At 57.8% G+C, this 24,169-nt stretch carries 22 protein-coding genes and 4 tRNA genes; 4 read left to right on the forward strand and 22 right to left on the reverse strand.

Features of this window, described 5'->3' with window-relative positions; genetic code table 11:
- Nucleotides 1-46 precede the first annotated feature (46 nt).
- From GWQ27_RS07955 to ruvA, 17 genes are all read right to left on the reverse strand, one after another.
- A tRNA-Val gene (locus GWQ27_RS07955) sits at nucleotides 47-122 on the reverse strand.
- A gap of 21 nt (nucleotides 123-143) precedes the next feature.
- Nucleotides 144-219, reverse strand: a tRNA-Lys gene (locus tag GWQ27_RS07960).
- Nucleotides 220-277: 58 nt separating this feature from the next.
- Nucleotides 278-353, reverse strand: a tRNA-Val gene (locus GWQ27_RS07965).
- A gap of 30 nt (nucleotides 354-383) precedes the next feature.
- A tRNA-Lys gene (locus tag GWQ27_RS07970) sits at nucleotides 384-459 on the reverse strand.
- A gap of 174 nt (nucleotides 460-633) precedes the next feature.
- Complete coding sequence (ybgF, locus tag GWQ27_RS07975) at nucleotides 634-1,434, reverse strand: tol-pal system protein YbgF (RefSeq protein ID WP_017412184.1); 801 nt, start codon at nucleotides 1,432-1,434, stop codon at nucleotides 634-636.
- Nucleotides 1,435-1,520: 86 nt separating this feature from the next.
- Complete coding sequence (gene pal / locus GWQ27_RS07980; protein WP_005313284.1) at nucleotides 1,521-2,045, reverse strand: peptidoglycan-associated lipoprotein Pal; 525 nt, start codon at nucleotides 2,043-2,045, stop codon at nucleotides 1,521-1,523.
- 49 nt (nucleotides 2,046-2,094) lie between these two features.
- Nucleotides 2,095-3,420: a Tol-Pal system beta propeller repeat protein TolB gene (gene tolB / locus GWQ27_RS07985; RefSeq protein ID WP_011898362.1), complete on the reverse strand. Its 1,326-nt coding sequence runs from the start codon at nucleotides 3,418-3,420 to the stop codon at nucleotides 2,095-2,097.
- A gap of 94 nt (nucleotides 3,421-3,514) precedes the next feature.
- A complete protein-coding gene (tolA, locus tag GWQ27_RS07990; RefSeq protein ID WP_275907093.1) occupies nucleotides 3,515-4,678 on the reverse strand; it encodes a cell envelope integrity protein TolA in 1,164 nt (387 codons plus the stop codon).
- Nucleotides 4,679-4,683: 5 nt separating this feature from the next.
- On the reverse strand, nucleotides 4,684-5,130 hold the full coding sequence (gene tolR / locus GWQ27_RS07995; RefSeq protein WP_005313291.1) for a protein TolR: 447 nt from the start codon (nucleotides 5,128-5,130) through the stop codon (nucleotides 4,684-4,686).
- On the reverse strand, nucleotides 5,130-5,819 hold the full coding sequence (tolQ, locus tag GWQ27_RS08000; protein ID WP_005313294.1) for a protein TolQ: 690 nt from the start codon (nucleotides 5,817-5,819) through the stop codon (nucleotides 5,130-5,132). The genes tolR and tolQ overlap by 1 nt, the downstream gene beginning before the upstream one ends.
- Entirely contained in the window at nucleotides 5,809-6,216 is a 408-nt protein-coding gene (gene ybgC / locus GWQ27_RS08005; RefSeq protein WP_111587972.1) for a tol-pal system-associated acyl-CoA thioesterase, read from the reverse strand. The genes tolQ and ybgC overlap by 11 nt, the downstream gene beginning before the upstream one ends.
- 105 nt (nucleotides 6,217-6,321) lie before the next feature.
- The gene (locus GWQ27_RS08010) at nucleotides 6,322-6,633 is read right to left on the reverse strand and encodes a cyd operon YbgE family protein (RefSeq protein ID WP_005313299.1); all 312 of its coding nucleotides are present in this window, start codon (nucleotides 6,631-6,633) and stop codon (nucleotides 6,322-6,324) included.
- Nucleotides 6,620-6,736 (reverse strand): cytochrome bd-I oxidase subunit CydX, encoded by a 117-nt coding sequence (gene cydX / locus GWQ27_RS08015; protein WP_005313303.1) that lies wholly within the window; start codon nucleotides 6,734-6,736, stop codon nucleotides 6,620-6,622. The genes GWQ27_RS08010 and cydX overlap by 14 nt, the downstream gene beginning before the upstream one ends.
- A 14-nt stretch (nucleotides 6,737-6,750) precedes the next feature.
- On the reverse strand, nucleotides 6,751-7,887 hold the full coding sequence (gene cydB / locus GWQ27_RS08020; RefSeq protein ID WP_099991635.1) for a cytochrome d ubiquinol oxidase subunit II: 1,137 nt from the start codon (nucleotides 7,885-7,887) through the stop codon (nucleotides 6,751-6,753).
- Nucleotides 7,888-7,899: 12 nt separating this feature from the next.
- Nucleotides 7,900-9,456, reverse strand: coding sequence for a cytochrome ubiquinol oxidase subunit I (locus GWQ27_RS08025; protein ID WP_005313307.1), 1,557 nt, complete (start codon nucleotides 9,454-9,456; stop codon nucleotides 7,900-7,902).
- 935 nt (nucleotides 9,457-10,391) lie between these two features.
- Nucleotides 10,392-11,402 (reverse strand): Holliday junction branch migration DNA helicase RuvB, encoded by a 1,011-nt coding sequence (gene ruvB / locus GWQ27_RS08030; RefSeq protein WP_005313309.1) that lies wholly within the window; start codon nucleotides 11,400-11,402, stop codon nucleotides 10,392-10,394.
- A gap of 8 nt (nucleotides 11,403-11,410) precedes the next feature.
- Nucleotides 11,411-12,025, reverse strand: a complete 615-nt coding sequence (ruvA, locus tag GWQ27_RS08035) for a Holliday junction branch migration protein RuvA (protein ID WP_005313314.1) — start codon at nucleotides 12,023-12,025, stop codon at nucleotides 11,411-11,413.
- A 239-nt stretch (nucleotides 12,026-12,264) separates the two neighbouring features.
- On the opposite strand from ruvA, the gene GWQ27_RS08040 reads away from it, so the two are divergent.
- Both GWQ27_RS08040 and GWQ27_RS08045 read left to right on the forward strand, forming a co-directional pair.
- On the forward strand, nucleotides 12,265-14,274 hold the full coding sequence (locus tag GWQ27_RS08040) for a methyl-accepting chemotaxis protein (RefSeq protein ID WP_275907094.1): 2,010 nt from the start codon (nucleotides 12,265-12,267) through the stop codon (nucleotides 14,272-14,274).
- Between the two features lie 136 nt (nucleotides 14,275-14,410).
- Nucleotides 14,411-16,135, forward strand: coding sequence for a proline--tRNA ligase (locus tag GWQ27_RS08045; protein WP_111587975.1), 1,725 nt, complete (start codon nucleotides 14,411-14,413; stop codon nucleotides 16,133-16,135).
- 108 nt (nucleotides 16,136-16,243) lie between these two features.
- On the opposite strand, the gene GWQ27_RS08050 is transcribed toward GWQ27_RS08045, so the two are convergent.
- Nucleotides 16,244-16,810, reverse strand: a complete 567-nt coding sequence (locus tag GWQ27_RS08050; protein ID WP_275907095.1) for a TetR/AcrR family transcriptional regulator — start codon at nucleotides 16,808-16,810, stop codon at nucleotides 16,244-16,246.
- 187 nt (nucleotides 16,811-16,997) lie between these two features.
- Here GWQ27_RS08050 and GWQ27_RS08055 point away from each other — a divergent pair, with 187 nt between their 5' ends.
- Together GWQ27_RS08055 and GWQ27_RS08060 are read left to right on the forward strand one after the other, a co-directional pair.
- Entirely contained in the window at nucleotides 16,998-18,035 is a 1,038-nt protein-coding gene (locus tag GWQ27_RS08055; RefSeq protein ID WP_275907096.1) for an alkene reductase, read from the forward strand.
- 205 nt (nucleotides 18,036-18,240) lie between these two features.
- Nucleotides 18,241-19,164, forward strand: a complete 924-nt coding sequence (locus GWQ27_RS08060) for a bifunctional helix-turn-helix transcriptional regulator/GNAT family N-acetyltransferase (RefSeq protein WP_275907097.1) — start codon at nucleotides 18,241-18,243, stop codon at nucleotides 19,162-19,164.
- Between the two features lie 93 nt (nucleotides 19,165-19,257).
- Here the strand turns inward: GWQ27_RS08060 and GWQ27_RS08065 are convergent, their stop codons facing one another.
- The 4 genes from GWQ27_RS08065 to GWQ27_RS08080 all read right to left on the reverse strand — a co-directional run bounded on the left by GWQ27_RS08065 (nucleotide 19,258) and on the right by GWQ27_RS08080 (nucleotide 24,010).
- Nucleotides 19,258-19,701 (reverse strand): GNAT family N-acetyltransferase, encoded by a 444-nt coding sequence (locus GWQ27_RS08065; RefSeq protein WP_275907098.1) that lies wholly within the window; start codon nucleotides 19,699-19,701, stop codon nucleotides 19,258-19,260.
- A gap of 89 nt (nucleotides 19,702-19,790) precedes the next feature.
- On the reverse strand, nucleotides 19,791-20,129 hold the full coding sequence (locus tag GWQ27_RS08070; protein ID WP_058394971.1) for a nuclear transport factor 2 family protein: 339 nt from the start codon (nucleotides 20,127-20,129) through the stop codon (nucleotides 19,791-19,793).
- A 160-nt stretch (nucleotides 20,130-20,289) separates the two neighbouring features.
- Entirely contained in the window at nucleotides 20,290-21,879 is a 1,590-nt protein-coding gene (prfC, locus tag GWQ27_RS08075; protein WP_275907168.1) for a peptide chain release factor 3, read from the reverse strand.
- 250 nt (nucleotides 21,880-22,129) lie between these two features.
- Nucleotides 22,130-24,010 carry a diguanylate cyclase gene (locus tag GWQ27_RS08080; protein ID WP_275907099.1) on the reverse strand — a complete coding sequence of 627 codons (1,881 nt, stop codon included), beginning with the start codon at nucleotides 24,008-24,010 and terminating at the stop codon, nucleotides 22,130-22,132.
- Between the last annotated feature and the right edge of the window lie 159 nt (nucleotides 24,011-24,169).

A 24,169-nucleotide genomic window follows, 5' to 3' on the forward strand; every position in this document is an offset into this window, starting at 1 on the left:
CTACCGACTGAGCTAACGACCCATCTAAATCATTTTTTTTACAAACTGGTGGTCGTTACTGGGATCGAACCAGTGACCCCCTCCTTGTAAGGGAGGTGCTCTCCCAGCTGAGCTAAACGACCTGGGAATGCTTGTTGCCAAACTGGTGGGTCGTGCTGGGTTCGAACCAGCGACCAATTGATTAAGAGTCAACTGCTCTACCAACTGAGCTAACGACCCCCACCTTTGCCTGGCACTGTTCGCCTTCGGCAAACAGTTTCAACTCTACTCACAAATCTGGTGGTCGTTACTGGGATCGAACCAGTGACCCCCTCCTTGTAAGGGAGGTGCTCTCCCAGCTGAGCTAAACGACCTGGGAATTCTGTCTCCACCTAGTGGAGAAATGGTGGGTCGTGCTGGATTCGAACCAGCGACCAATTGATTAAAAGTCAACTGCTCTACCGACTGAGCTAACGACCCTCACCACGACCAGGACCGGCTGCAATACTGCTCCGGCTCTGACGGCGGCCTATATTACGGATTTATCATCCTGGCGCAATAGAAAATTCTTAAATTAAATCTGTTTGTTCACTGCGCATACAAAGCAGGGCCGTATTTACAAGATTGTTACGAAAACAGTGACCTACGGCAATGTTACAACTTGCTCAGACTCTGCTTGGCCAATTGGGCTGGCGAGGTATTGGGGTAGCCCTTGATCACCTGCTCATAGAAGGTTTTGGCTTCCGCTTTCTTGCCATCGAGTTGTGCCAGCATACCCAGTTTCAGCAGGGCATCGGCCCGCTTGGGAGACTTGCTGAACTTGTTCGCTACCGTGGAGAACTGCGCCGCGGCACCGGTCCTGTCCCCCTTGTTGAACAGCAGTTGACCGAGCCAGTAGTGGGCATTCGGCACATAGCTCGAACTCGGGTACTGCTTGATGAACCCTTCGAAGGCGGGAATGGCCTTGTCGTAGTTCTTGTCCTTGAGCACCATGTTCACGGCCGCATCGTAGGCCTGGTTCTCATCCAGATTGGCAGAGTAGTTTGCCGCAGGGGCTGCACTCGCACCGGCCGCAGGCGTGGCGGGGGCAGCAGCAGGCTTGCTGTTGGCCACCTTGTCCAGCTCTTGATAGAGCTGACGCTGACGCTCTTGCGACTGTTCCATCTGGTAGGTTTGCTGCTCCAGCTGGCCACGCAGTTCAGAGACCTCCCCTTGCAGGGAATCCACCTGTTGCTGCAATTCGGCCTGCAGGCGCAGGCGGGCATTGAGGGTGCGCTCCAGCAAGGCAACCCTGTCTTCCAGGCTGCCTGTGGGCATGATGGCGCCATTGTTGCCGCTGAGGGCCACGCCACCACCGCCATTGCCACTGAGGTCGCTCACAGGCGCAGCCGCCTGAGCACTCAGTGCAAATAAGACGGCCATCACAATAGTCGCTTGCTTATACACGAGCTTCATTCGGAATAAACCTTAGCGTTTAGTGCAAATAAAACGGCCATCGAAATGGCCGCTTGCTTATATACGAATTAAATTCGGATCAAACCTTAGTAAACCAGAACCGCACGGCGGTTTTTGGCAAAGGCATCCTCGGTGTGAGACAGATCCAGCGGCTTCTCTTCGCCATAGCTGACGATGGAGAGCTGCTCAGCCTGCACACCCAGGGTTTGCAGATACTTGGCAACAGCCTTGGCACGACGCTCGCCCAACGCGATGTTGTATTCCGGAGTACCGCGCTCATCGGCGTGGCCTTCGATCAACACCTTGACGGACGGACGCTCACGCAGGTAGCTGGCATGTGCATCCAGCAGGTCGGCGTACTGACCCTGAATGTCATAACCATCAAACGGGAAGTAGATCACGTTGTCACGTTGCAGTGCTTCAAACTTCTGACGCATCTGCTCTTCCGGGGACAACATACCGTTGGCGCCACCGGTTTGTACACCGCCCATGCCGTCGGTCATACCTGACTCGGCGCCAGCGGCGTCAGAATCAGAAGAGGAGCTACAAGCGGCCAGGGTGAACAGTGGCAGTGCGATGGCCAAACCCTTGAGCAGTTTATTGAGTTGCATGCTATTTCCTTAAACCTTTATAACAAAACAAAAAACAATCGAATTTTTATCAATTCAAGAAGGGCGACCAAGCTGGTGCACGAATTTCACCGCTACTGGTCGGAAGGACCGCCTTGAAACGACCATCGGTCGATACCAACGCCAGGCTCTTGCGACCTTGATAGATGGTGGCATAAATGATCATGCTGCCATTGGGAGCCACACTTGGCGACTCATCCAGAGCACTCTGGGTCAATACCAACATTGCTCCGCTTTCCATATCTTGACGAGCGATGCGATATTGTCCCTGAACCCGGGTCACCATCACCATGGACTTGCCGTCCGGCGTGACAGAGGCACCCTGGTTGGATTCTCCTTCCCAGGTCATCCGGCGAGTGACGCCAGTCGCCAAATTTACGCTATAAATCTGGGGTTTGCCACCACGTTCAGAGGTGAAAATCAAAGTTTGCCCGTCAGGCATCCAGGCCGGTTCAGTATCGATCACCCGGGTATTTGTTACCCTTGTCAGCTGCTTGCTTGCAACATCAATGACATAGATATCAGGCTGACCATCTTTGGACAGCACAATAGCCAATCGACGACCATCCGGAGACCACTTTGGCGCCCCGTTGATACCGCGGAAACTGGAGATCAGGCTGCGCTGCTGGTTGTAGATGTCCTGCACATAGATTTCAGACTTCTGGTTCTCGAAACTCACGTAAGCCAGCTTGCTGCCGTCCGGCGACCAGGCCGGCGACATCAGCGGCTCGCGGGAGCGCAGCAGCGTCTTCTCGTTGTAGCCGTCGTAATCGGAGATACGCAGCTGATACGGGAACTGGGCCCCCTGCTCGATCGAGACATAGGCAATCCGGGTCAGGAAGGCACCACGCTCGCCCGTCAGACGCTCATAGACGATGTCGGAGATACGGTGAGCAAATTGGCGCATCTGGGCACCCGGTATGGTCGCCATCCGGCTGTCCAGAATGTAACCGTTGCTCTCCCCGCCCTGAGTCTTGGCCAGCTGGCCCTTCAGTACGTCGACCAGCTCGAAGTTGATCTTGTAAGTACCGTCGCCGACGGCAGCAATGGAACCGACCACGACGGCCTCGACCCCCTGGGACGCCCAGGGTGCGAAGTTGATCTCGCCACTTGAGCTAGGGGTTTGCGGCATCTGGCCACGGGCCAGCGGTTTGAACTTGCCACTGCGCATCAGGTCGTTGGAGACCACTTCCGCGATATCCTGCGGCAACTGGCCATTGCCTTCCCACTTGAAGGGTGCAATGGCAATGGGTCGCGCACTGTCGATACCGCCAGTGATGACGATGTCCAAGGCCGCCTGAGCACTCTGGCTCAGCAACAAGCAGCCAACCAAAGCAAAAAACACTTTTCTTATCATGGCTTAAATACTCGGTTCCAATAAAAATGAGAGGTTACATTCCATTCTCAGCAAGACACTGCCAACCACAGTATATGACCCCGTTTTCTCATGCCTAGATGTTCGGTTCCAACTTGAGGTTGAATTCCTTCAACATCTCGAAAGCCGCAGGATCCTTCGGTACCGGCAGTTGATTGGCCTTCAATACGGCCGCTTTGCCGGAACGACATACTGCCGGGTCACCCTGACCGTTATCTACCGAGATGACAAAACCAGTGCTGGCAAGCCGTACGCCGATAGTACATGTTTTGCCTCGCATGGTAGGGTCCAAAATCATATAACGCTCAACAGTGGCCTTGATGAGAGCCGCATATTTGTCGACCTCACCTTGCGCTGCCGCCGATGCCGCCTGACTGCGAGCATTGGCCTCAGCCGCCAGCTGCTGCTGCATCATGTCTTCCATCTCTTTTTGCAACTTGGCTTGCTCGGCTGCTTTACGCTTGCGCTCGGCCGCTATCTTGGCCTGTTTGTCGGCTTCAGCCTTGGCTTTCTTCTCTGCGTCAGCTTTTGCCTTCTTGGCAGCTTCTTCCTTGGCCTCCTTGGCTTTCTTGTCCGCTTCCGCCTTGGCCTTTTTCTCGGCCTCTGCTTTGGCTTTCTTGTCCGCTTCGGCCTTGGCTTTCTGCTCGGCCTCCTGCTTGGCCTTCTTGTCCGCTTCTGCTTTCTTGGCCGCCTCAGCCTTGGCTTGCTTCTCCTCGGCCTCTTTCTTCTCTTGTTCCTTTTTCTTCTTCAGCGCCAGCGCCTTGCTCTCGGCTTCTGCCGCCTTGCGTTCAGCCTCCGCTTGCTTGGTTTTCTGCTCTTCCAGCTTGCGGGTTTCCTCGGCTTTCTGCGCCCTCTCTTCCGCCAGCTTCTGCTCGGCGACTTTTTTCTGCTTCTCAGCCTCGGCCTTGCGGGTCGCCTCTTCGGCTTCCTTGCGCTTGGTCTCGGCGATACGCAGCCGCTCCTGCTGCTGGGCCAGCTCACGCTTGGCGAGGTCCGTGTCTTCCTTATCCTGCTCTTTCTCTACCTTCTGGGGCTTGGGCTGAGACTTCTGCTGCTGGATCTGCTTGGCCTGTTCGTTGAGGAAGTTCTCGTCAAGCATGACGGCATTGATGATCTGCCCCTTGGACTCTGGCCGCTTCGGTTTGCTGAAGTCGACCCCGACCAGCAAAATGATGCCGACGATCAGGTGCAGCAGCAGCGACGCGATGAGATAACCGGAAATACCACGCTTCACATCCATCTCCGTCAGTTCACCGGATCTGTCATCAGGCCAACCTGAGGCACGCCCGCATTCTTGAGGGCCACCATCAGCAGTATCACCTCTTCGTAGCGCACGGACTTGTCACCCGCCACCACGACGGGGGCGTTCTGGTTGATGGCCAGATAGCCCATGGCCTTTTCGGTGATGTATTGCTGCATCGCCTCGGGCGTTCCGGCAGGCACCGGCTCATCGTCGGCCTCACCGGCCTTGATGACGTACTCGCCTTCGGTATTGACGCTGACGATGAAGGGGGGCTTGGCATCTTCCGGCAACTGCTCGGATTCTGCCTGCGGCAGGTCAACCTTGACCCCTTGCGTGATCACCGGCGTCACCGCCATGAAGATGATAAGCAGCACCAGCATGACGTCGATATAGGGAACCACGTTGATCTCGCACACCTTCTTGCGCCGGATCCGCTGATAGGTTTGCATTACTGATCACCCTGCTGCTGTGCAATTTGACGGTTCAGTATGGTGGTGAACTCGTCCATGAAGTTGGCGTAGGCGTTCTCCAGCTTCTCTACCTTGTTGGTAAACCGGTTATAGAAAATAACCGCAGGAATGGCGGCAAACAGGCCCATGGCGGTCGCGATCAGCGCTTCCGCGATACCCGGTGCCACCATCTGCAAGGTAGCCTGCTGCACCTGGCCCAGGGCGATAAAGGCGTTCATGATGCCCCATACGGTACCAAACAGGCCGATATAGGGGCTGATGGAGCCGACGGTTGCCAGCACTGGCAGGTTGGATTCCAGCTCGTCCACCGCGCGGGAAAGCGATACCCGCATGGCACGATAGGTACCGTCCATCACCGCATCCTGGCCACGGGCGCCCGCCTTGAGCAGGCGAGCATACTCCTTGAAGCCGGAATAGAAGATGTCTTCCATGCCTTCGATATCATCGCGGCGGGAGGAAGACTCCTGATAGAGGCGGTTGAGATCGACACCGGACCAGAAGCGGTCTTCAAACTGCTCGGATGCCAGATTGGCCGCCTTGATGACCTTGGAGCGTTGAAAGATCAGCGCCCAGGAGACAACCGACATCCCCATCAGGGTCATCATGACCAGTTTTACCAACAGGCTGGCTTGCCAAAACAGGCCAATAAACGAAATTTCAGCGTGCACTTAACAGCACTCCCTTCACATTTTCTGGTATTGCAACAGGTTTCATATGCGGATGACTGACACAGGCTATCTGTACCATGGCCTGGGTGACCAGTCGTCCATCAGCCGCCAGGATCTGCTGTGAGAAGCGCATGGATGCACGTTTCACTTCAGTCACTTGCGTTATTACGGTCAACAATTCATTAAAACGGGCCGCCGAGCGGAAATCGATCTCTGTTCGACTCACCACAAACGCGAATCCGGCTTGCAGCAAGACATCCTGTTCGATGCCGCCGCTGCGCAGAAACTCGGTGCGAGCACGTTCCATAAACTTGAGATAATTGGCGTTGTAGACGATGCCCCCGGCGTCAGTGTCTTCGTAGTAGACACGTACCGGAAACTCAGAGACTTCCCCCATAAAAATCTGTGATCCATTCGACAGTCAGATGGGGGGCTATCATAGCGCAGGGCTGAATAGGAAAGAAGCAGGGGGAGACAGGGAAATCCTGCCTCCCCCCGTTTTTTATGAAAGGAAATAGCCTTGGGTCAACCAGAGCCCATACAACAAACTGGGCAAGGCGAGCCAGGGGCAAAACAGCACTCGGCCAATGAGGCTGCGGGGATGAAATCCCAGCCCGTGCATGACGCCGCAACAGACCGCCCACATCAGCCAGGGAGCGAGCAACAGCCCGTGCTCACTGGTGTTGGCGGCCACCAGGTTGGGGGCCTGTAAAATAGCGACGGCCAACAGGGCCGCCGCTACCAACATCAACCCCTGCCAGGGTTGGCGCTCCAGAGGAGCGGCCAACCGGGCGAGCCGATCACTTGTCTTCATCGATCTGACGATCCATGTTCTCGCTGTGTTCCAGCCAGAGCGCATTGATGATGCCAAATGAACACGCCAGCAACAGACCCAGGATCCAGGTGAAATACCACATATCAGGGCACCTTCTTAGTAGAGCGATTGTTGGTTGTCTTCGATGTGCTTGCTGGTCACCCGACCAAACATCTTGACGTAGGTCCAGATGGTATAAGCCAGCACAATCGGTACCAAGATAGCTGCCGCCACCGTCATCACCTTCAGGGTGTTGAACGATGCGGTGGCATCCCACATGGTCAGGCTCAGTGACGGCTCGAGGCTCGAGGGCATCACGAACGGGAACATGGAGAAGCCTGCGGTCAGGATCACGCCGGCAACCGCCAATGAAGAACAGGTAAACGCCACCCAGCCTTTATTCAGCTTGGCAAACAGCGCAGTGAGCAGGCTCATGGAGAGGCCCAGTAACGGCGCGGCTATCATCCAGGGATAGAGGGCGTAGTTGTTCATCCAGGCACCGGCCTGGCGCACCACTTCCTTGTTCATGGGATTGGAGACCGCATCGGTCGCAGCCGCCTTGACGACCACGTAGCCGTCCATGCCACTCACCCACCAGCCAGCCAGGCCGAACAGCACCAGGGTCAGCAGGGAGCAGATCATGGCAGCAGTGCGGGAACGCGCCAGCACCTCACCATCGGTCTTCATCATCAGCCAGGTCGCACCCTGAGTGACCAGCATGAACAGACTCACCAGACCTGCCAGAATGCCGAATGGATTGAGCAGGCCGAAGAAGTTGCCGTGATAGGTCAGCATCATGAACTGGTTGAATTCGAACGGCACGCCCTGCAGCAAGTTGCCAAAGGCCACCCCGAACACTATGGGGGGAACCGCACTACCGGCGAACAGTGCCCAGTCCCAGTTGCTGCGCCACTTGGCGTCTTCACGCAGGGAGCGATACTTGAAACCGACCGGACGGAAGAAGAGCGCCATCAGGGTCAGGATCATGGCGATGTAGAAGCCCGAGAAGGCCGCCGCATAGACCATGGGCCAGGCCGCGAACAGGGCACCGCCCGCCGTGACCAGCCATACCTGGTTGCCTTCCCAGTGCGGGCCCATGGTGTTGAGCATCACCCGACGCTCCACATCCTTCTTGCCGACGAAGGGGAGCAGTGCGCCCACCCCCATATCGAAACCGTCGGTGATGGCAAAGCCGATCAGCAAGACGCCAACCAGTACCCACCAGACCAGACGCAACATTTCGTAATCAAACATGGGTTACTCTCCTTATACCTTGCTCTGTTCGAAGTGGTACTTGCCCGTCTTCAGGCTGCTTGGGCCCAGACGCGCATACTTGAACATCAGGTACATCTCGATGATCAGCAGTACGGTATAGAACAGGAAGATCCCGATCAGGGAGAACCAGATCTCGGACGCAGGCACGTTGGATGCAGAGAGCGAGGTCGGCAGCACTTCGGCTATGGTCCAGGGTTGACGGCCATACTCGGCGACAAACCAGCCCGCCTCGATGGCGATCCAGGGCAGCGGGATACCCCACAGCAGGGCTTTGAGCAGCCACTTGCGCTCACCAATACGGTGACGAGCACTGTCATAGAAGGCCAGACCGATCAGTACCAGCATCAGCATGCCGCAGGCAACCATGATGCGGAAGGCGAAGAACAGCGGCAGAACCTGCGGGATGGAGTCATCCACGGCGGCCTTGATCTGTTCGTCGGTCGCGTCTGTCACATTGCTGGTGTAACGCTTGAGCAGCAGACCGTAGCCGAGATCCTGTTTCACTTCATCGAAGCGTGCCAGGGTATCTTCGGACTTGTCGCCGGATTGCAGCTTGGTCAGCAGGTCGTAAGCGTTCATGCCGTTACGCACACGCAGCTCGTGCTCGCTCTTCAGATCCTTGAGGCCGGTCACCTGGCCGTCCAGAGAGCGGGTAGCAATGATGCCGAGCGCATAGGGGATCTTGATGGCGTAATCGGTACGCATCTCTTCCTGATTCGGGATGCCGAACAGGGTAAATGCAGCCGGTGCAGGTTCTGTGTCCCACTCGGCTTCGATGGCCGCCAACTTCACCTTCTGCACTTCACCTGTCTCGTAGCCGGACTCGTCACCCAGGATCAGCACAGAGAGGATGGAGGCCATACCGAAGGCAGCTGCGATGGCGAAGGAGCGACGGGCGAAGGCCACATCACGATTCTTCAGCAGGTAGTAAGAAGAGATGCCCAGCACGAACATGGCGCCCGTGGTGTAGCCAGCCGCGACCGTATGGACGAACTTGACCTGAGCGACCGGGTTGAAGACCAGCTCGGCGAAGCTCACCATCTCCATCCGCATGGACTCGAAGTTGAACTCGGCACCGACCGGGTTCTGCATCCAGCCGTTGGCAACCAGGATCCAGAGGGCGGAAAGGTTGGTTCCCAGCGCCATCAACCAGGTTGCAGCCAGATGCTGACGCTTGGTCAGGCGGTCCCAACCAAAGAAGAACATGCCGACAAAGGTGGATTCCAGGAAGAACGCCATCAGCCCTTCGATGGCCAGCGGGGCCCCGAAGATATCGCCGACATAGTGGGAGTAGTAAGCCCAGTTGGTACCGAACTGAAACTCCATGGTCAGCCCTGTGGTAACCCCGAGGGCGAAGTTAATACCAAACAACTTGCCCCAGAACTTGGTCATGTCCCGGTAGACAGTGTTGTTGGTCATCACATAGACAGATTCCATGATCGCCAGAATGAAGGCCATTCCGAGCGTCAGGGGCACAAACAGGAAGTGATAAAGGGCCGTCGCAGCAAATTGGAACCGCGATAGGTCTACCACATGCTCAGCAATCATGATGTTTCCTCACCGATTATTGGCACGGCTATTTTAAGTTTTAAGGACAAAGCTTCCGTTGGAAGTCCCCGAATGATCGGTCATGTTCCAGTTTGCACTGACGACCGGTTTCGACTGCTACCAGCATTAACAATAAGGCAATATCGAGGAACAAAAAAAGCTAATGTTTAACAATTGCAAAACAATCTAGCTTGCTTTATTCCTGCCCATAATGACCGGTGTTTTATATCACCTTTATTTGATTGAAATCAATGTAAAACCACCATGAATACATGCCTTTTAAAGGCATTTTCACGCTCAATTCCATTTAATTTGGAGAGCTGTGTCACAAAAAACTGAAAATCACAAATCATTGATTTAAATCAATTTTATTCTCTCGATCAATAAGTGGCAGTTCTGTTAAAAAATGACTTCCAACGTGAATTTCATTATGTTTCCCTCGCCTGCCAGCGCTGCCAACCAACTCAATTTAAAACCAGTAAAAACGCATTTTCATGCTAATTGAACAGACCAGATAAATGATTAGTTAATCTAATCTGACATGCTCAATTTTTCTTGTTTGTCCGAGTCAGACAGAGCCCCTACAATGCGCCTCGCAGTGAGGGCATCCCCTTGGATACAGGCCGGTCAATCCGGGTTCCCGGCACGTATTCGATGAACATTTCGAACCTGTCTATTGGAATTTAAGATGAAAAAGTTTGTTGCTAAAACCATCCGTTACTACAAGCTTTCGTTCGTTCAGCTCTATCAAATGAACCGACTCTGAGGCCTCGCGACGGCTCCTCTGTTTTTTCCGGTCTGTGTCCAGACGCACTCACTGTCTGTGAACATCCATCCTGAATTGTCTTTGCCCACCGCCTGTGCCGTGGGCTTTTTTATGTCCGGATAACAAAAAACCGCCCTTGATGGCGGTTTTTTTGTTCAAACAGCTGTTTTCACCTTTCATCTGGCCGTTGCAGGCCAAAATGTGCATAAGCTCTTGGTGTCGCCATCCGCCCTCTGGGTGTACGTTGCAGGTAGCCCTGCTGGATCAAATAAGGTTCCAGTACATCCTCGATAGTATCTTTTTCTTCACCTATGGCAGCCGCCAGGTTATCGAGACCCACAGGGCCCCCCATAAACTTGTCTATGACAGCCAACAATAGCTTGCGGTCCATGAAGTCGAAACCTTCATTGTCCACGTCCAGCATGTCCATGGCACGGGCCGCTATGGGTCCATCGATCCGGCCATCAGACTTGACCTGGGCAAAGTCGCGCACCCGGCGCAACAAGCGGTTAGCAATACGCGGCGTACCGCGAGAGCGACGGGCCAACTCCAGGGCGCCGTCACCTGTCATCTCCAGTCCCAGACAGCGGGCACTGCGAGAGACGATATCGGTCAGATCCTTGACGTTGTAAAACTCCAGCCGCTGGACGATGCCGAAACGATCCCGCAGCGGGCTGGTCAGGGAGCCGGCCCGGGTGGTGGCCCCGATCAGGGTAAAGGGTGGCAAGTCGAGCTTGATGGAGCGAGCGGCAGGGCCCTCCCCTATCATGATGTCGAGCTGGTAATCCTCCATCGCCGGATAGAGTACCTCCTCCACCACAGGGCTGAGACGGTGGATCTCATCGATGAACAAGACGTCGTTCGGTTCGAGGTTGGTGAGCAGGGCCGCCAGATCACCGGCTTTCTCCAACACAGGGCCCGAGGTGGTCTTGATGTTGACCCCCATCTCGTTGGCGACTATGTTCGCAAGCGTTGTCTTGCCCAGACCCGGCGGGCCGAAGATCAACAGGTGATCGAGTGCCTCACCACGCTGGCGGGCCGCCTCGATGAAAATCTCCATCTGCTCGCAGACGGGATCCTGACCTGTGTAATCGGCCAGCATCTTTGGCCGTATGGCCCTATCGATGATCTCATCCTCACGCACGCCAGTGGCAGAAATGAGACGGTCCGCTTCAATCATTGCCTACCTCACACCAGACTACGCAGGGATTCACGGATGATATCTTCCACCGACATTCCCTCTTTGGCTATCTTGCTGACGATCTGGCTGGCCTGCTGCGGCTTGTAGCCAAGCGCCACCAGTGCACTGGCCGCCTCTTCGCTCGAATCCGGAGCACGCAGGACGCTCTCCCTGGCTGGCAGGCTGATCTCGGCCGGCGAGAAGAGATCGTGGCTGACCCAGCCCTTGAGCCTGTCCTTCATCTCCACCACCAGCCGCTCGGCGGTCTTCTTGCCCACGCCTGGCAACTTGATCAGGGAGCTTATCTCCTCACGCTCGACACTCAGCACAAACTGGGTGGCGGTCATGCCGGAGAGAATGGCCAGCGCCAGCTTGGGGCCGACGCCATTGGTTTTGATCAGCTCGCGAAACAGCGCCCGCTCCTGCTTGTGATTGAAGCCATACAGCAGCTGGGCATCTTCACGTACCACGAAGTGAGTGTGGATGGTCACTTCCTTGCCGATCTCGGGCAGATCATAGAAGCAGCTCATGGGCATCTGTACTTCATAACCCAGGCCCCCGACTTCCAGCAGCACCTCGGGGGGTTGTTTCTCAATGACTACGCCTCTCAAGCGACCAATCACGGCTCTCTCCTCGCCAAACCATCTATCTGTAAATTGGGTCATAGCATAAAGAATAACTGGATAAGTATCCAGCATAGGGCGGTGACGGATGACAGAGGATTCTCGGCATTCTGGCGCTTTCGGAGCCATGCTTGGATCGGATCTGGGCAGTAACTTTATTTTCCACCGGGAATGGCGGATCTTGGCCATTGATAGAACACTGAGTTGGGTTTGTTCGGAACCAAGGAAGGTCCTGCATCATGAAAATTGTCACTACATCGAATCTTGGGCTGACTATCCTGCTCAGTTGCACACTGGGCATGGGCGCGATCGGCTGGTATGGCAGCCAGCGGCTAGCCGACTTGCTCTCCTATGTATTGGGCGCCGCCTGGCAAACCGCCGATGGCGCCATGGAGGGATCCATCGAGCTGGGCAACCAGTCCCTGTATATCCAGAAAATGCTCAGAGGCATGCCCCTTGACGAGCCCGAGCTGCAGCGAGCCAAACAGGCAGCCACCGAGGCCCTGCAACGGGTTGAGGAAGGCAAGCTCATCGATGCGACGGCCATCAATGCCATGAACCAGCATGAGCAGACGTATCAGCAACAGCAGGAAAAACTGCTGACGCTCTACCGCACCTTTACCGGTATCGATCAGGCACTGCGCGCCAGTTCGGAGCGCATGTCACGCCTCTCAACCCAGCTGGAGGTGATCGGTGATGGCGCGGTCGAGAGCCTCACCCAGTCCCCTGATCAGGCCATCAGCTGGAACGGCGGCCTCTCCACCCGCTGGCAGGCGGCCGACGGCGGCATGGAGGCCAACATAGGTTTCCTGCGTCAGCTCTATGCCCTGGAGAAGATGCAGAGTGAAGGCCCCACCCCCGCCATCCAGGCCGAACTGGCGGAGGCAAACCGCTTCTATCAGGAAGCGGTGGACGGCATGCTGGCGACCGGCCTGTTCGATGTGCCCGGTGAAGGGGAGTTTGCCGGCCAGTCGCTCTCCACTCAGTACCGCGCCCTGCTGGCCGACAGCACGCGGCTGACAAGTGAGTGGATCGCGGCCCTGACCGATTACCAGCGCCAGCTGGCTCTTTATGAGAGCAGTGCCGAACAACTCAAACAGGCGCTGGTCGAGGTCGAGACCCAGGGCGATGCGACCGTCGAGGATCAGGTGAACCAGCTCAATACCATCATCGGTTATACCAAAAACCTGATCCTGAGCGGTCTGGTGCTGAGCCTGCTGATTGTCACTCTGTGTGGCTTCTGGCTGGTACGCACCATAGTCAACCCCCTGCTACAAGTTGACAAACGCATGCAGGACATAGCCGCGGGCGACGGGGATCTCAATGCTCGCATCAACCTCAAGCGGGACGACGAGCTAGGCTCGCTGGCGGGCAGCGTGGATCGCTTCATCGAAAAGCTGCAAAAGATGATCAGCTCCACCATGGACAACAATCAGCACATCAGCGACCACGTACACACCTCGGTCAACCGGGTCGAGGCCATCAGCCAGAGCAGCCGTCAGACCGCCGAGCATGCCCAGGCGTTGCACCACGACAGCGAGCAGATGGTACAGGTCGCCACCTCCATCTCGGATAACTGCAGTCTGGCCGCGCAAAATGCCAATCAGGTCCGTCAGCTGACCACACAGAGCAGTCAGTATGTGGCCTCTGCCAGCGCAGGCATGCAGCGAGTGGTGGTGGAAGTGGGGGAATGTGCCAATGCCATCAACGCCCTCAAGGAGCAGGCGGGCCAGATTGGCCAGATCATCTCCACCATCAGCAGTATCTCGGAGCAGACCAACCTGCTGGCCCTCAACGCCGCCATCGAGGCAGCCCGAGCCGGCGAAATGGGCCGGGGCTTTGCCGTGGTGGCGGACGAGGTACGCACCCTGGCCAACCGCACCGCCGCCTCCAGCGCCGAGATAACCGAGGTGATCAACAGCATTCAACAGCAGACCGAGAAAGCTTATCTGATGATGCAGCGCAACCTGAAAACCGTGGAATCGGGGATGGAGGACTCCGACAACACCAAGCAAATCCTGTTCAAGGTGGAGGAGGCCATCGACCATCTGGCCGACATGGTGCAGCAGGTGGCGGATGCCACAGGTCAGCTCTCCCACACCCTGAGCCACACCTCGGACAAGGTCTCCGGCATCAGCCTGCAGGCCCAGACAGGGGAGCAGGAGGCGCAGGAGTGCCTGCAGCTCGCCTCCTCCCTCCATCAGGCCAGCCTGCTGCAACAGCGACTGCTGTCGCAATTTCGGGTCTGACACAGGCGGGGGCCCCGCCCCCGCTTTCTCCCGCTGCGCTAAATTTAGCCCTTGGGCCACAGGGCCCTCCCTGTTAAAATTCCGCTCTTGAATTTATCCAGGGCCCCGCGGCCCGTCTTATCTAAGGTCACGAGCGATGCGTACCAGCCAATACCTGCTTTCCACTCTCAAGGAAACCCCGTCCGACGCCGAAGTCGTCAGTCATCAGCTGATGCTGCGCGCCGGCATGATCCGCAAACTGGCCTCCGGCATGTATGCCTGGCTGCCGTCCGGCCTGCGGGTACTAAAAAAGATCGAGAACATTGTTCGCGAAGAGATGAACAATGCTGGCGCCATCGAAGTCTCCATGCCGGTGGTACAACCCGCCGAGCTGTGGCAGGAGTCCGGCCGCTGGGACGACTACGGCCCCGAGCTGTGCCGCCTGACCGACCGCCACAACCGTCCCTTCGTGCTGGGTCCGACCCACGAAGAGGTGATCACCTCCCTGGTCCGTTACGAAGTGAACAGCTACAAGCAGCTGCCGCTCAACCTCTACCAGATCCAGACCAAGTTCCGCGATGAAGTGCGTCCCCGTTTCGGCGTGATGCGCGGTCGCGAGTTCCTGATGAAGGACGCCTACTCCTTCCACATCGACAAGGCCTCGCTGATCGAGACCTACGAGCGGATGCACGCCGCCTACTGCGCCGCTTTTACCCGCATGGGGCTGAACTTCCGTCCTGTACAGGCCGATACCGGCTCCATCGGCGGCACCGGCTCTCACGAATTCCAGGTACTGGCCGAGAGCGGTGAAGACTTGATTGCCTTCTCCGATACCTCAGATTACGCCGCTAACATAGAGATGGCCGAAGCGCTGGCACCCGTTGGCGCGCGTCCTGCCGCCACCGCAGCCCTGAGCAAGGTTGCCACTCCAAACGTCCACACCATCGACGACGTCGCTGCTTTCCTGAGCGTGGCCCCGACTGCCATCGCCAAGACCCTGCTGGTACTGGCCGAAGCGGACGAGCACGGCAAGCAGGCCGTCATCGCCCTGGTGCTGCGTGGCGATCACGAGCTGAACGAGATCAAGGCCGAGAAGCTCCCGGGTGTTGCCAACCCGCTGACCTTCGCCAACGACGAGCAGATCAAGGCTGCCGCCGGTTGCGATGCGGGCTCCATCGGTCCGGTCGGCTTTGCCGGTCGCATCATTGCCGATCGCAGCGCCGCCCATCTGGCGGACTTCGTCTGCGGCGCCAACGAAACCGGCTTCCACCTGACCGGTGCCAACTGGGATCGCGATATCGCCACCTTTGACGTTGCCGACCTGCGCAACGTGGTGGAAGGCGACCCGAGCCCGTGCGGCCAGGGCAAGCTGCTGCTCAAGCGCGGTATCGAAGTGGGCCATATCTTCCAGCTGGGTACCAAGTACTCCGAAGCCATGAAGGCGAGCGTGCTGAACGAAGGCGGCAAGTCCGTCACCATGGAGATGGGTTGCTACGGTATCGGGGTCTCTCGTCTGGTGGCGGCTGCCATCGAGCAGAACAACGACCAGTACGGCATCATCTGGCCGGACGCCATAGCCCCGTTCGAAGTGGCCATAGTGCCGATGAACATGCACAAATCCGAGCGCGTGGCCGAGCAGGCACAACAGTTCTACGCCGAGCTGAAAGCCGCCGGTGTGGACGTGCTGTTCGATGACCGCAAGGAGCGCCCGGGCGTGATGTTCGCCGACATGGAGCTGCTGGGTGTGCCACACGCCATCGTCATCGGCGATCGCGGTCTGGACAACGGCGTGGTGGAATACAAGTGCCGCCGCTCAGGCGAGAAGCAGGAAGTGGCGATCACAGAGATCATTGCCATGCTCAAGGCCAAGCTGGGTCGTTAATCCCACGCTGCCACTGCTGGTATAAAAAAGCGCGCCAATCGGCGCGCTTTTTGTTTTCTGCTGACCCTGAGCCTGACAGGCCGAAGGGCCATCAGATCCCCCTACGACTCAGGCGCGCAGGGCCGTCATCAGCTGGGTGACGACGCCATCGAGCAGGGCGCGGTCGGGGCGGCACTGGGCGAAGGTGACCAGCCCCTGGATATTGATCAGCAGGAAGGCGGTCAGAGTCGGGATGTCGCGGTCGGCCATCAGCTCCCTGCGCTGCTGGGCGAGAGTCAGGATCTGCGCCAGATCGGCGTCCAGCTCGGCATAGATGGCCTTGAGCCGCAGGTGCAGCTCTTCGTCCTGCTCCGCCAGCTCCATCAGGGTACGCGTCACCAAACAGGTGCCGCACAGGGCATCGTTCACTATCTGGCTGAGGTAGGCCTGTACCCCCGCCAGCGGGCTCTGGCCGGCAAAGAAACCACGGCGCAGCGCGCTTTTTTCCTGCACATAGTGATCGACCGCCGCCAGCAGCAGGCCGCGTTTGTTGCCAAACGCCGCGTAGAGGCTGCCCGGATGCAACCCGGTCGCCGCCACCAGCTCCTGCATGGTGGTCTTGGCGTAACCCTTGGCCCGAAATGCCTCCATGGCATTTCGCAAGACGTCGTCCCGGTTGAACTCGGCGCTGCGCATGGTTTCTCCGTTGAAAAAGCGATCATCGGCGCAGAGCCGATGAGGGGGAACAAAAAGGGCGGCAAGTTTACCCCAGCTGGCAGGCAAGACCAACCCATGTTGAATGCTCGTTCAAAAAAGACTTGCACACAAAACAAAAAACGTCTTGAATGCACGTTCAAGAACAACTCCCTCAGGACAGACGATCATGAATACCCTGTTTCAGCCCTATCGCCTCAACGACACCCTCACCCTCGCGAATCGCTTCATGATGGCACCGCTCACCCGTTGCATGGCCGGTCCGGGCCTGGTGCCCACCGAACAGATGGCCGCCTATTACGCCCGTCGTGCCGATATCGGCCTCATCATCTCCGAAGCCACCATCATTCGCCCGGATGGCCAGGGCTATCCCAATACCCCCGGACTCTACAGCCCGGAGCAGATCGAAGGCTGGAAAAAAGTCACCAGCGCCATACACGCCAATGGCGGCAAGATCTTCGCCCAACTGTGGCACGTGGGCCGCCTCTCCCACCCTTTCTTCCATCATGGCGAAGTGCTGGCACCGTCAGCCGTAGCCCATGAGGGGACTGTACCGCGCATGCGCGAGCTGGAGTATCAGGTGCCCCGTCCCCTGACCGTGGCCGAGATAGGCCAGCTGGCCGAGGATTACGCCCAGGCCGCTGCCAACGCCATTGAAGCAGGTTTTGACGGGGTTGAGATCCACGGTGCCAACGGCTACCTCATCGACCAGTTCCTGCACCATTCGAGCAACCTGCGTACCGATCAGTACGGCGGCAGCCCGGAAAACATGAGCCGCTTCGCACTGGAAGTAGTGGATGCGGTCAACGCCCGCATCGGGGCAGATCGAGTGGGACTGCGTCTCTCCCCCGGCGCCTATGTGCATCTGGAAGGTGACAAGCGGGATCGCGCCGTGTTCGATTATCTGCTGGCCGAGCTGAACCAGCGCGCCCTGGCCTATGTGCATCTGGGCATCTTCGATGACAGCCTCACCTTTGACTATCTGGATGGCCGCGCCTCCGACTACCTGCGCGCCCACTACGACGGTCATCTGGTCGGAGTTGGCAACTACAGCGCCGACACCGCTCTGGATGCCATCAAGGCCAACCGGTTCGACCTCATCGCCATTGGCCGCCCGCTGATCGCCAACCCGGACTATCTCGCCAAAGTGCAGAAGGGCGAGGTACTGACCCCTTATGCCGACGCCATGCTGACAGAGCTGGTGTAAACACGCCGGTTCATGACCAACCAAGGATGGGATCCGCGCCCACGGGCGCGGGTTTCCAATGTTTGGGCCCCTTTCGGGCCCTTTTTTATGTCCGGCCTCTCCTTGTCCGCCTCATGATCCACCACTCAACCCCCATAAAAAGGTTGCCAGTGACAACTAGTTGGCTATATTGGTTGTTGAAGACAACCAAATAGGAAGCCCTGATATGGATCCCCGTCCCCTGCGCGCCCTGTCGCGCGATCTGGTTCGCGAACTCGGCATGCTCTCCCAGCAGTGTGGCGAGCTGGCACTGACCCCGCTCGAAGCCCATCTGCTGATCGAACTGGAGAGCGGCCCCGCCACCAACCAGCAACTGGCCGAGCGGCTGCGCATCGACAAGTCCAATGCCAGCCGCCCGCTGGCCCGCCTCGCCGAACGGGAGCTCATCAGCTGGCACCCCCATCCGTCCGATGGCCGCAGCAAGGAGGCGCGCCTCACCATCGCCGGCCAGGCCCAACTGCTGGATCTGCATCAGGAGATGGACAGCGCCATGGAAGAGACCCTGGCCCAGCTCACCCTGAGCGAGCGCGAGCAACTGTGGGCCGGTCTGCGCCTCTATCGCAGCGCCCTCTCCCGCGCCCGCCGTCAGCAGGGCTACCGCATCCGTTCCATCACTGCCGCCGACAATCCCCATATCGCCGCTGTGGTGCGCGCTGTCTCCGCCGAATACGGCCTCACCGCCGACAAGGGCTACGGGGTGGCCGACCCTGACCTCGATCGGCTGTACGAGACCTATCTGGGCGAGAAGAGCCGCTACTGGGTGATCGAAGGGCCTGATGGCACCATCCTCGGCGGCGGAGGCATAGCGCCGCTGGCGGGGGAAGAGGAGCAGGTCTGCGAGCTGCAGAAGATGTACTTCATGCCCTCCCTGCGCGGGTTGGGGCTGGGTCGACGGCTGGTGCTGCAGGCGTTGGACGAGGCGCGCGCGCTCGGTTATCAGCGCTGCTACCTGGAGACCACCGCCGTGCTGCGCGAGGCCACCGCGCTCTACGAATCCCTCGGCTTCGAGCATCTGCCTGGGCCGCTTGGCTGCACCGGCCACGATGCCTGCGAGATCTGCATGGTGCTGGAGCTGATGCCGGCAGAGTAAATGTGAGCTCCTATCCCCCTCATCCCCAGCCCTTCTCCCGCGAGGGGAGAAGGGAGCAAACAAGTTGCCTATAAACGGTGCCCTCTGCCTCACCTAAACCCGTTGGGTGTAGTGATCAAAGGCGATGACCTTCTGATATCCCTCTGATTCGTAGAGCGATTTGGCAGGATGATTGGATACGGCTGTGGCCAGCTTTACAGTCAGCGCATCTGTCTCTTTGGCAAAACTTGCCACCCGTTTTAACAGGGCTCGCGCCACTCCCTGCTGGCGGGCTGACTCGATGACAAAGAGATCGTTGAGATACCACATCCACTTCATGGCAATGGAAGAGAATGCCGGGTAAAGCTGGGTAAAACCGATGCTTTCACCCATCTCATTGCGAGCAAGAAAGATAACTGAATCGGCATCCTCGAGGCGATCGGCGATAAACCCGGTTGCGGCACTCTGATCCGGCGCCTGCCCATAAAACTGCCGATAGGCATCAAACAGGCAACTGATTTCTTCAAGATGATCCGGGGTGGCCTGGATAATGTGCATTCAATGTCCTTATTGCAGTTTTTCCGAAATCCCATAACCAAGAGGAACCATATATTGGCGCCGTATGGAGAAATAGTTAGATATTCGTATCAAGAGGGGAAATAGAACCAGGCTGTCTGGATAAGGCCGTCCTTCACCTCGAACACCGCCACGCTCTCGATGGGCTCAGGGGAGAGACCATAAATCAGCTCGTGATCGAACACCTTGTTGCCGAGCAGGGTTCTGGAAAGCAGCTCGGCCCGCAAGGCCGGGTTGTTGAATCTGTGCTCGGCATAGAAGCTACGGAGCGCCCCCTTGCCGACTGTGCTCGGGGTCTCGGTCGGCATGCGATAGCCTTTGAAATCCTCGGCGAAACAGGCCAGGAAGGCGTCGAGGTCGTGGGCATTGTAGGCGGCAAACTGCGCCTCGACAGGCAGAGTGACGGACATATTCATCTCCATTAATGAAATTTAAATCACTTATCCGTTATTTTTATTCACACATCAAGCCCCGGATGGGGATAGCCTCCCGAAAGCGCACATAACAAAAGACCCCGCCGAAGCGGGGTCTCTCTTGTCATCAGCCACCCGCAGGGCGCGGGCGGGGTGATCAATGCTCGCGAGTCTGACGGAAGTGAACGTCCGGATGACGTTCCTGAGACAGACGCAGGTTGACCATGGTCGGTGCTATGTAGGTGAGGTTGTCACCGCCATCCAGCGCCAGGTTCAGCTCGTTCTTGCGCTTGAACTCTTCGAACTTCTTGACGTCAGTCCCTTCCACCCAGCGGGCAGTGGAAACGTTGACCGCCTCGTACAGGGCTTCGACGTTGTATTCGCTCTTCAGACGCGAAACTACTACGTCAAACTGCAGCACACCGACCGCGCCGACGATGAGATCGTTGCTGATGAGCGGACGGAACACCTGCACAGCCCCCTCTTCAGAGAGCTGGACCAGTCCCTTGAGCAGCTGCTTCTGCTTGAGCGGATCGCGCAGGCGGATGCGGCGGAACAGCTCGGGCGCAAAGTTCGGGATGCCGGTGAACTTGAGATCTTCGCCCTGGGTGAAGGTGTCGCCGATCTGTATGGTGCCGTGGTTGTGCAGACCTATGATGTCACCGGCACACGCCTCCACGGCCTGCTCGCGATCACCTGCCATAAAGGTGACGGCGTCGGAGATGTTCACATCCTTGCCGATGCGCACGTGGCGCATCTTCATGCCCTTGCAGTAAGTGCCTGACACTATGCGCATAAAGGCGATACGGTCCCGGTGTTTCGGATCCATGTTCGCCTGGATCTTGAACACGAAGCCGGAGAACTTCTCCTCGGTCGCTTCAACGATGCGGCTCTCGGCCTTGCGCGGCATGGGGGCCGGAGCCCAGTCGGTCAGGCCGTCCAGCATGTGGTCGACACCGAAGTTACCCAACGCAGTACCGAAGAAGACTGGCGTCATCTCGCCCGCGATGAAGGCCTCGTGATCGAACTCGGGAGAGGCGCCCTGCACCAGCTCCAGTTCACCACGCAGCTGGGCTGCCAGATCTTCACCGATGGCGGCGTCCAGATCCGGGTTGTGCAGGCCCTTGACCACCCGCTTCTCCTGGATGGTATGGCCCTGACCGGTCTGATACAGATAGGTCTCATCCTTGTAGAGGTGATAGACACCCTTGAAGGATTTGCCGCAGCCGATGGGCCAGGTGATGGGAGCACACATGATCTTCAGCTCGCGTTCCACCTCGTCCATCACTTCCATGGGATCGCGCACTTCGCGGTCCAGCTTGTTCATGAAGGTGAGGATGGGGGTATCGCGCAGCCGGGTCACTTCCATCAGCTTGCGAGTACGATCTTCGACACCCTTGGCGGCATCGATGACCATCAGGCAGCAGTCGACCGCCGTCAGAGTACGGTAGGTATCTTCGGAGAAGTCCTCGTGACCCGGGGTATCGAGCAGGTTGACCAGGCAATCCGCATAGGGAAACTGCATCACAGAGGTGGTGATGGAGATACCACGCTGCTTCTCCATCTCCATCCAGTCGGATTTGGCGTGCTGGCCCGAGCCACGGCCCTTGACGGTACCGGCGCGCTGAATGGCATGTCCGAACAGCAGGACCTTTTCGGTGATGGTGGTTTTACCCGCATCCGGGTGCGAGATGATCGCAAAAGTGCGTCTCTTGGAGACTTCACTCAGAAATTCAGCTGACATAATTCAACGTTCTTCTATTGGGCGGCGGCCTTGGCCACCGTGGGAATAAATACGGGATGCCGCTCACGGCACATGTATACGCAACAAAAGCCACGCCAGCTGGCGTTTTGCCAACCCGGTGGAGAGAGGGAGGAGGGCTGCGTTACATGGGTCTTCTCGCCTGAGTCAAAGCAAAATTGCGCGACATTATACCCGCGCGAGTGAAAAATACCCAGCCCGGCTTAGAGCCGTTCGCGAAGGGTGCCAGATCGCCCTATTCGGCCCGCATTACCTGGTTGCGACCGGCCTGCTTGGCTCTGTACATGGCCTCATCGGCCCGTTTGATCAGATCCCCCAGAGTCTCATCGAGCAGGCTGCATTCGGCACAGCCGATGCTGACATGCACCGGATGGCCCTCCGGCATCTCCTCTATGTGCAACCGGGAGACCTCATGACGGATCCGCTCAGCCACTTCGAGTGCCTCCTCCATACGGGTATCAGGCAGCAGCACCAGAAACTCTTCGCCACCGTGCCGCCCGACCCTGTCCAGATGACGCATCTGGGCGCCGATGCACCTGGCCACGGCAGTCAGCACCCTGTCTCCCATGTGGTGACCCAGGGTGTCATTGACCTGCTTGAAGTGGTCTATGTCCAGGATCAGCACGCACAGTGGCTTGCCATTGTCTCTGGCCTGCCTGAACCACACCTCTCCCTTGGCCTGGATCTGGCGACGATTGTGGATGCCGGTCAGCTCGTCGGTCATGGCAAGCTGACGCAGCTTGCGGGAGCGATTTAACAGGTAGAGCGCCAGCATCCCCATAACGACCAGCAACAGTACCACCACGATATATTGCCACTGGCGCCGTTCCTGCAACTGCTTCAACCGCTCGGCCTGAACCAGCTGCCGGGTCTTGAGGGTCTGGTTCTCCAGCTCCTTGCGCGCCAGATCGAACTCCAGACGGATCTGGGCCGAACGCTGTTCGTTCAGCAAGCGATCCAGCTCGCTCTTTATCTGCACATACTGCTGGAGCGCCGCCAGCGCACCATTGACCTGACCCTGCTGCTCAAGAATTCTGGCCCTTGCCTGATAGATCCAGGCGAGAAAGCGCTGGTTCTGCTCCTGACTGAAGATGGACTCGGCCCTGGCCAGATAGTGCAGGGCCTTGTCCCACTCCTTTTTGGCATCCAGCGTCAATCCCATCACCAGTTGCCATAGCCCCAGCGTCGCCTCGTCCGTATCTTTTTCATGTCGATACAGAACAGGTTTCGCCTGCTCCAGCTTGGTCAGCGCCTCGTCAACCCGCTTCAGATTCAGCAGGCACCAGGACAACTCGACCCTGAGCCAGGCGAGATCCATCTCTCTCTGCTGCTGACGGTAATAACGCTCCCCCGCTTCTAGCAGGGGCAGGGCTTGCTCGTAACGGCCCTGATCGGTATAGAGGATGGCCAGCTGGGTACCGACATCGATCAGGTTGCTCTGATCGTGCCGTTGCAGATAGGCCTCCATCAGCTCTTCAAAATACTCATGGGCTCGCGCGTATATCCCCATTCGCCGGTAGGTGTTGGCAATCTGGGCCAACACCTGCAGCCTCATCCCCTCCAGTCCCAGCGCAACATAGCCGTCATAGGCGGCGAGCAGGTCTATCAAGCCCTGTGCCAATGCCCCCTGATAGGCAAACATATCGCCCCGATAACTGAGTGCATCGCTCTTCAGACGAGGATCCTCGAGAGCCTCAGCCAGTACCAGGGCGGCATCATAATCCGCCTTGGCCTGGGTCATATTGCCCAGCATCTGCTGATTGAAGCCCCGGCAGATAAAGAGCCCGGCCTCCGTCTCTCTGTCCTGCTGCTTGCGAGCCGACGCCAACTGCTCACTGGCAAACGCAATGGTCGCCTCATATTCGCTGGTACGCTCGGAATCGCGCGCCCAGCACTGCAACCGGGCGATGCGTCCCTGCAACTGTGGTGAGTAGCTCTCCCTGTGGGCCGCCAAGGCGGCAACCCGCAACCGGAAGACTCGAGGGGGAAGAGCATCATTTTCCAACTGGCTCAGCTCCCCGACGAGCACAGGTTCCGGCAAGGGGCCACGGGCTGCCCACACCGGCGCGGCCCACCCTGCGAGCAGGAGCAGCGGCATCAGACAAAGTGAAGCCATTTTAGGAATCATGAGAGGAAACAAGCTCATTGCGGCGCAAACATGGACTTATCATATCGCTCCTTGGGTAGCTCGCCAGCAAAACCTGTCCATGCGGTACCACTCACGGGCGATCAGCCCCGACCAGAAGCTTTGCGGAGTGCAAGACGAGAGGAGGGT

Origin of the sequence: Aeromonas sp. 5HA1 (assembly GCF_029237245.1) — a bacterium.
In the GTDB taxonomy this organism is placed as follows: Bacteria; Pseudomonadota; Gammaproteobacteria; order Enterobacterales; family Aeromonadaceae; genus Aeromonas; species Aeromonas salmonicida.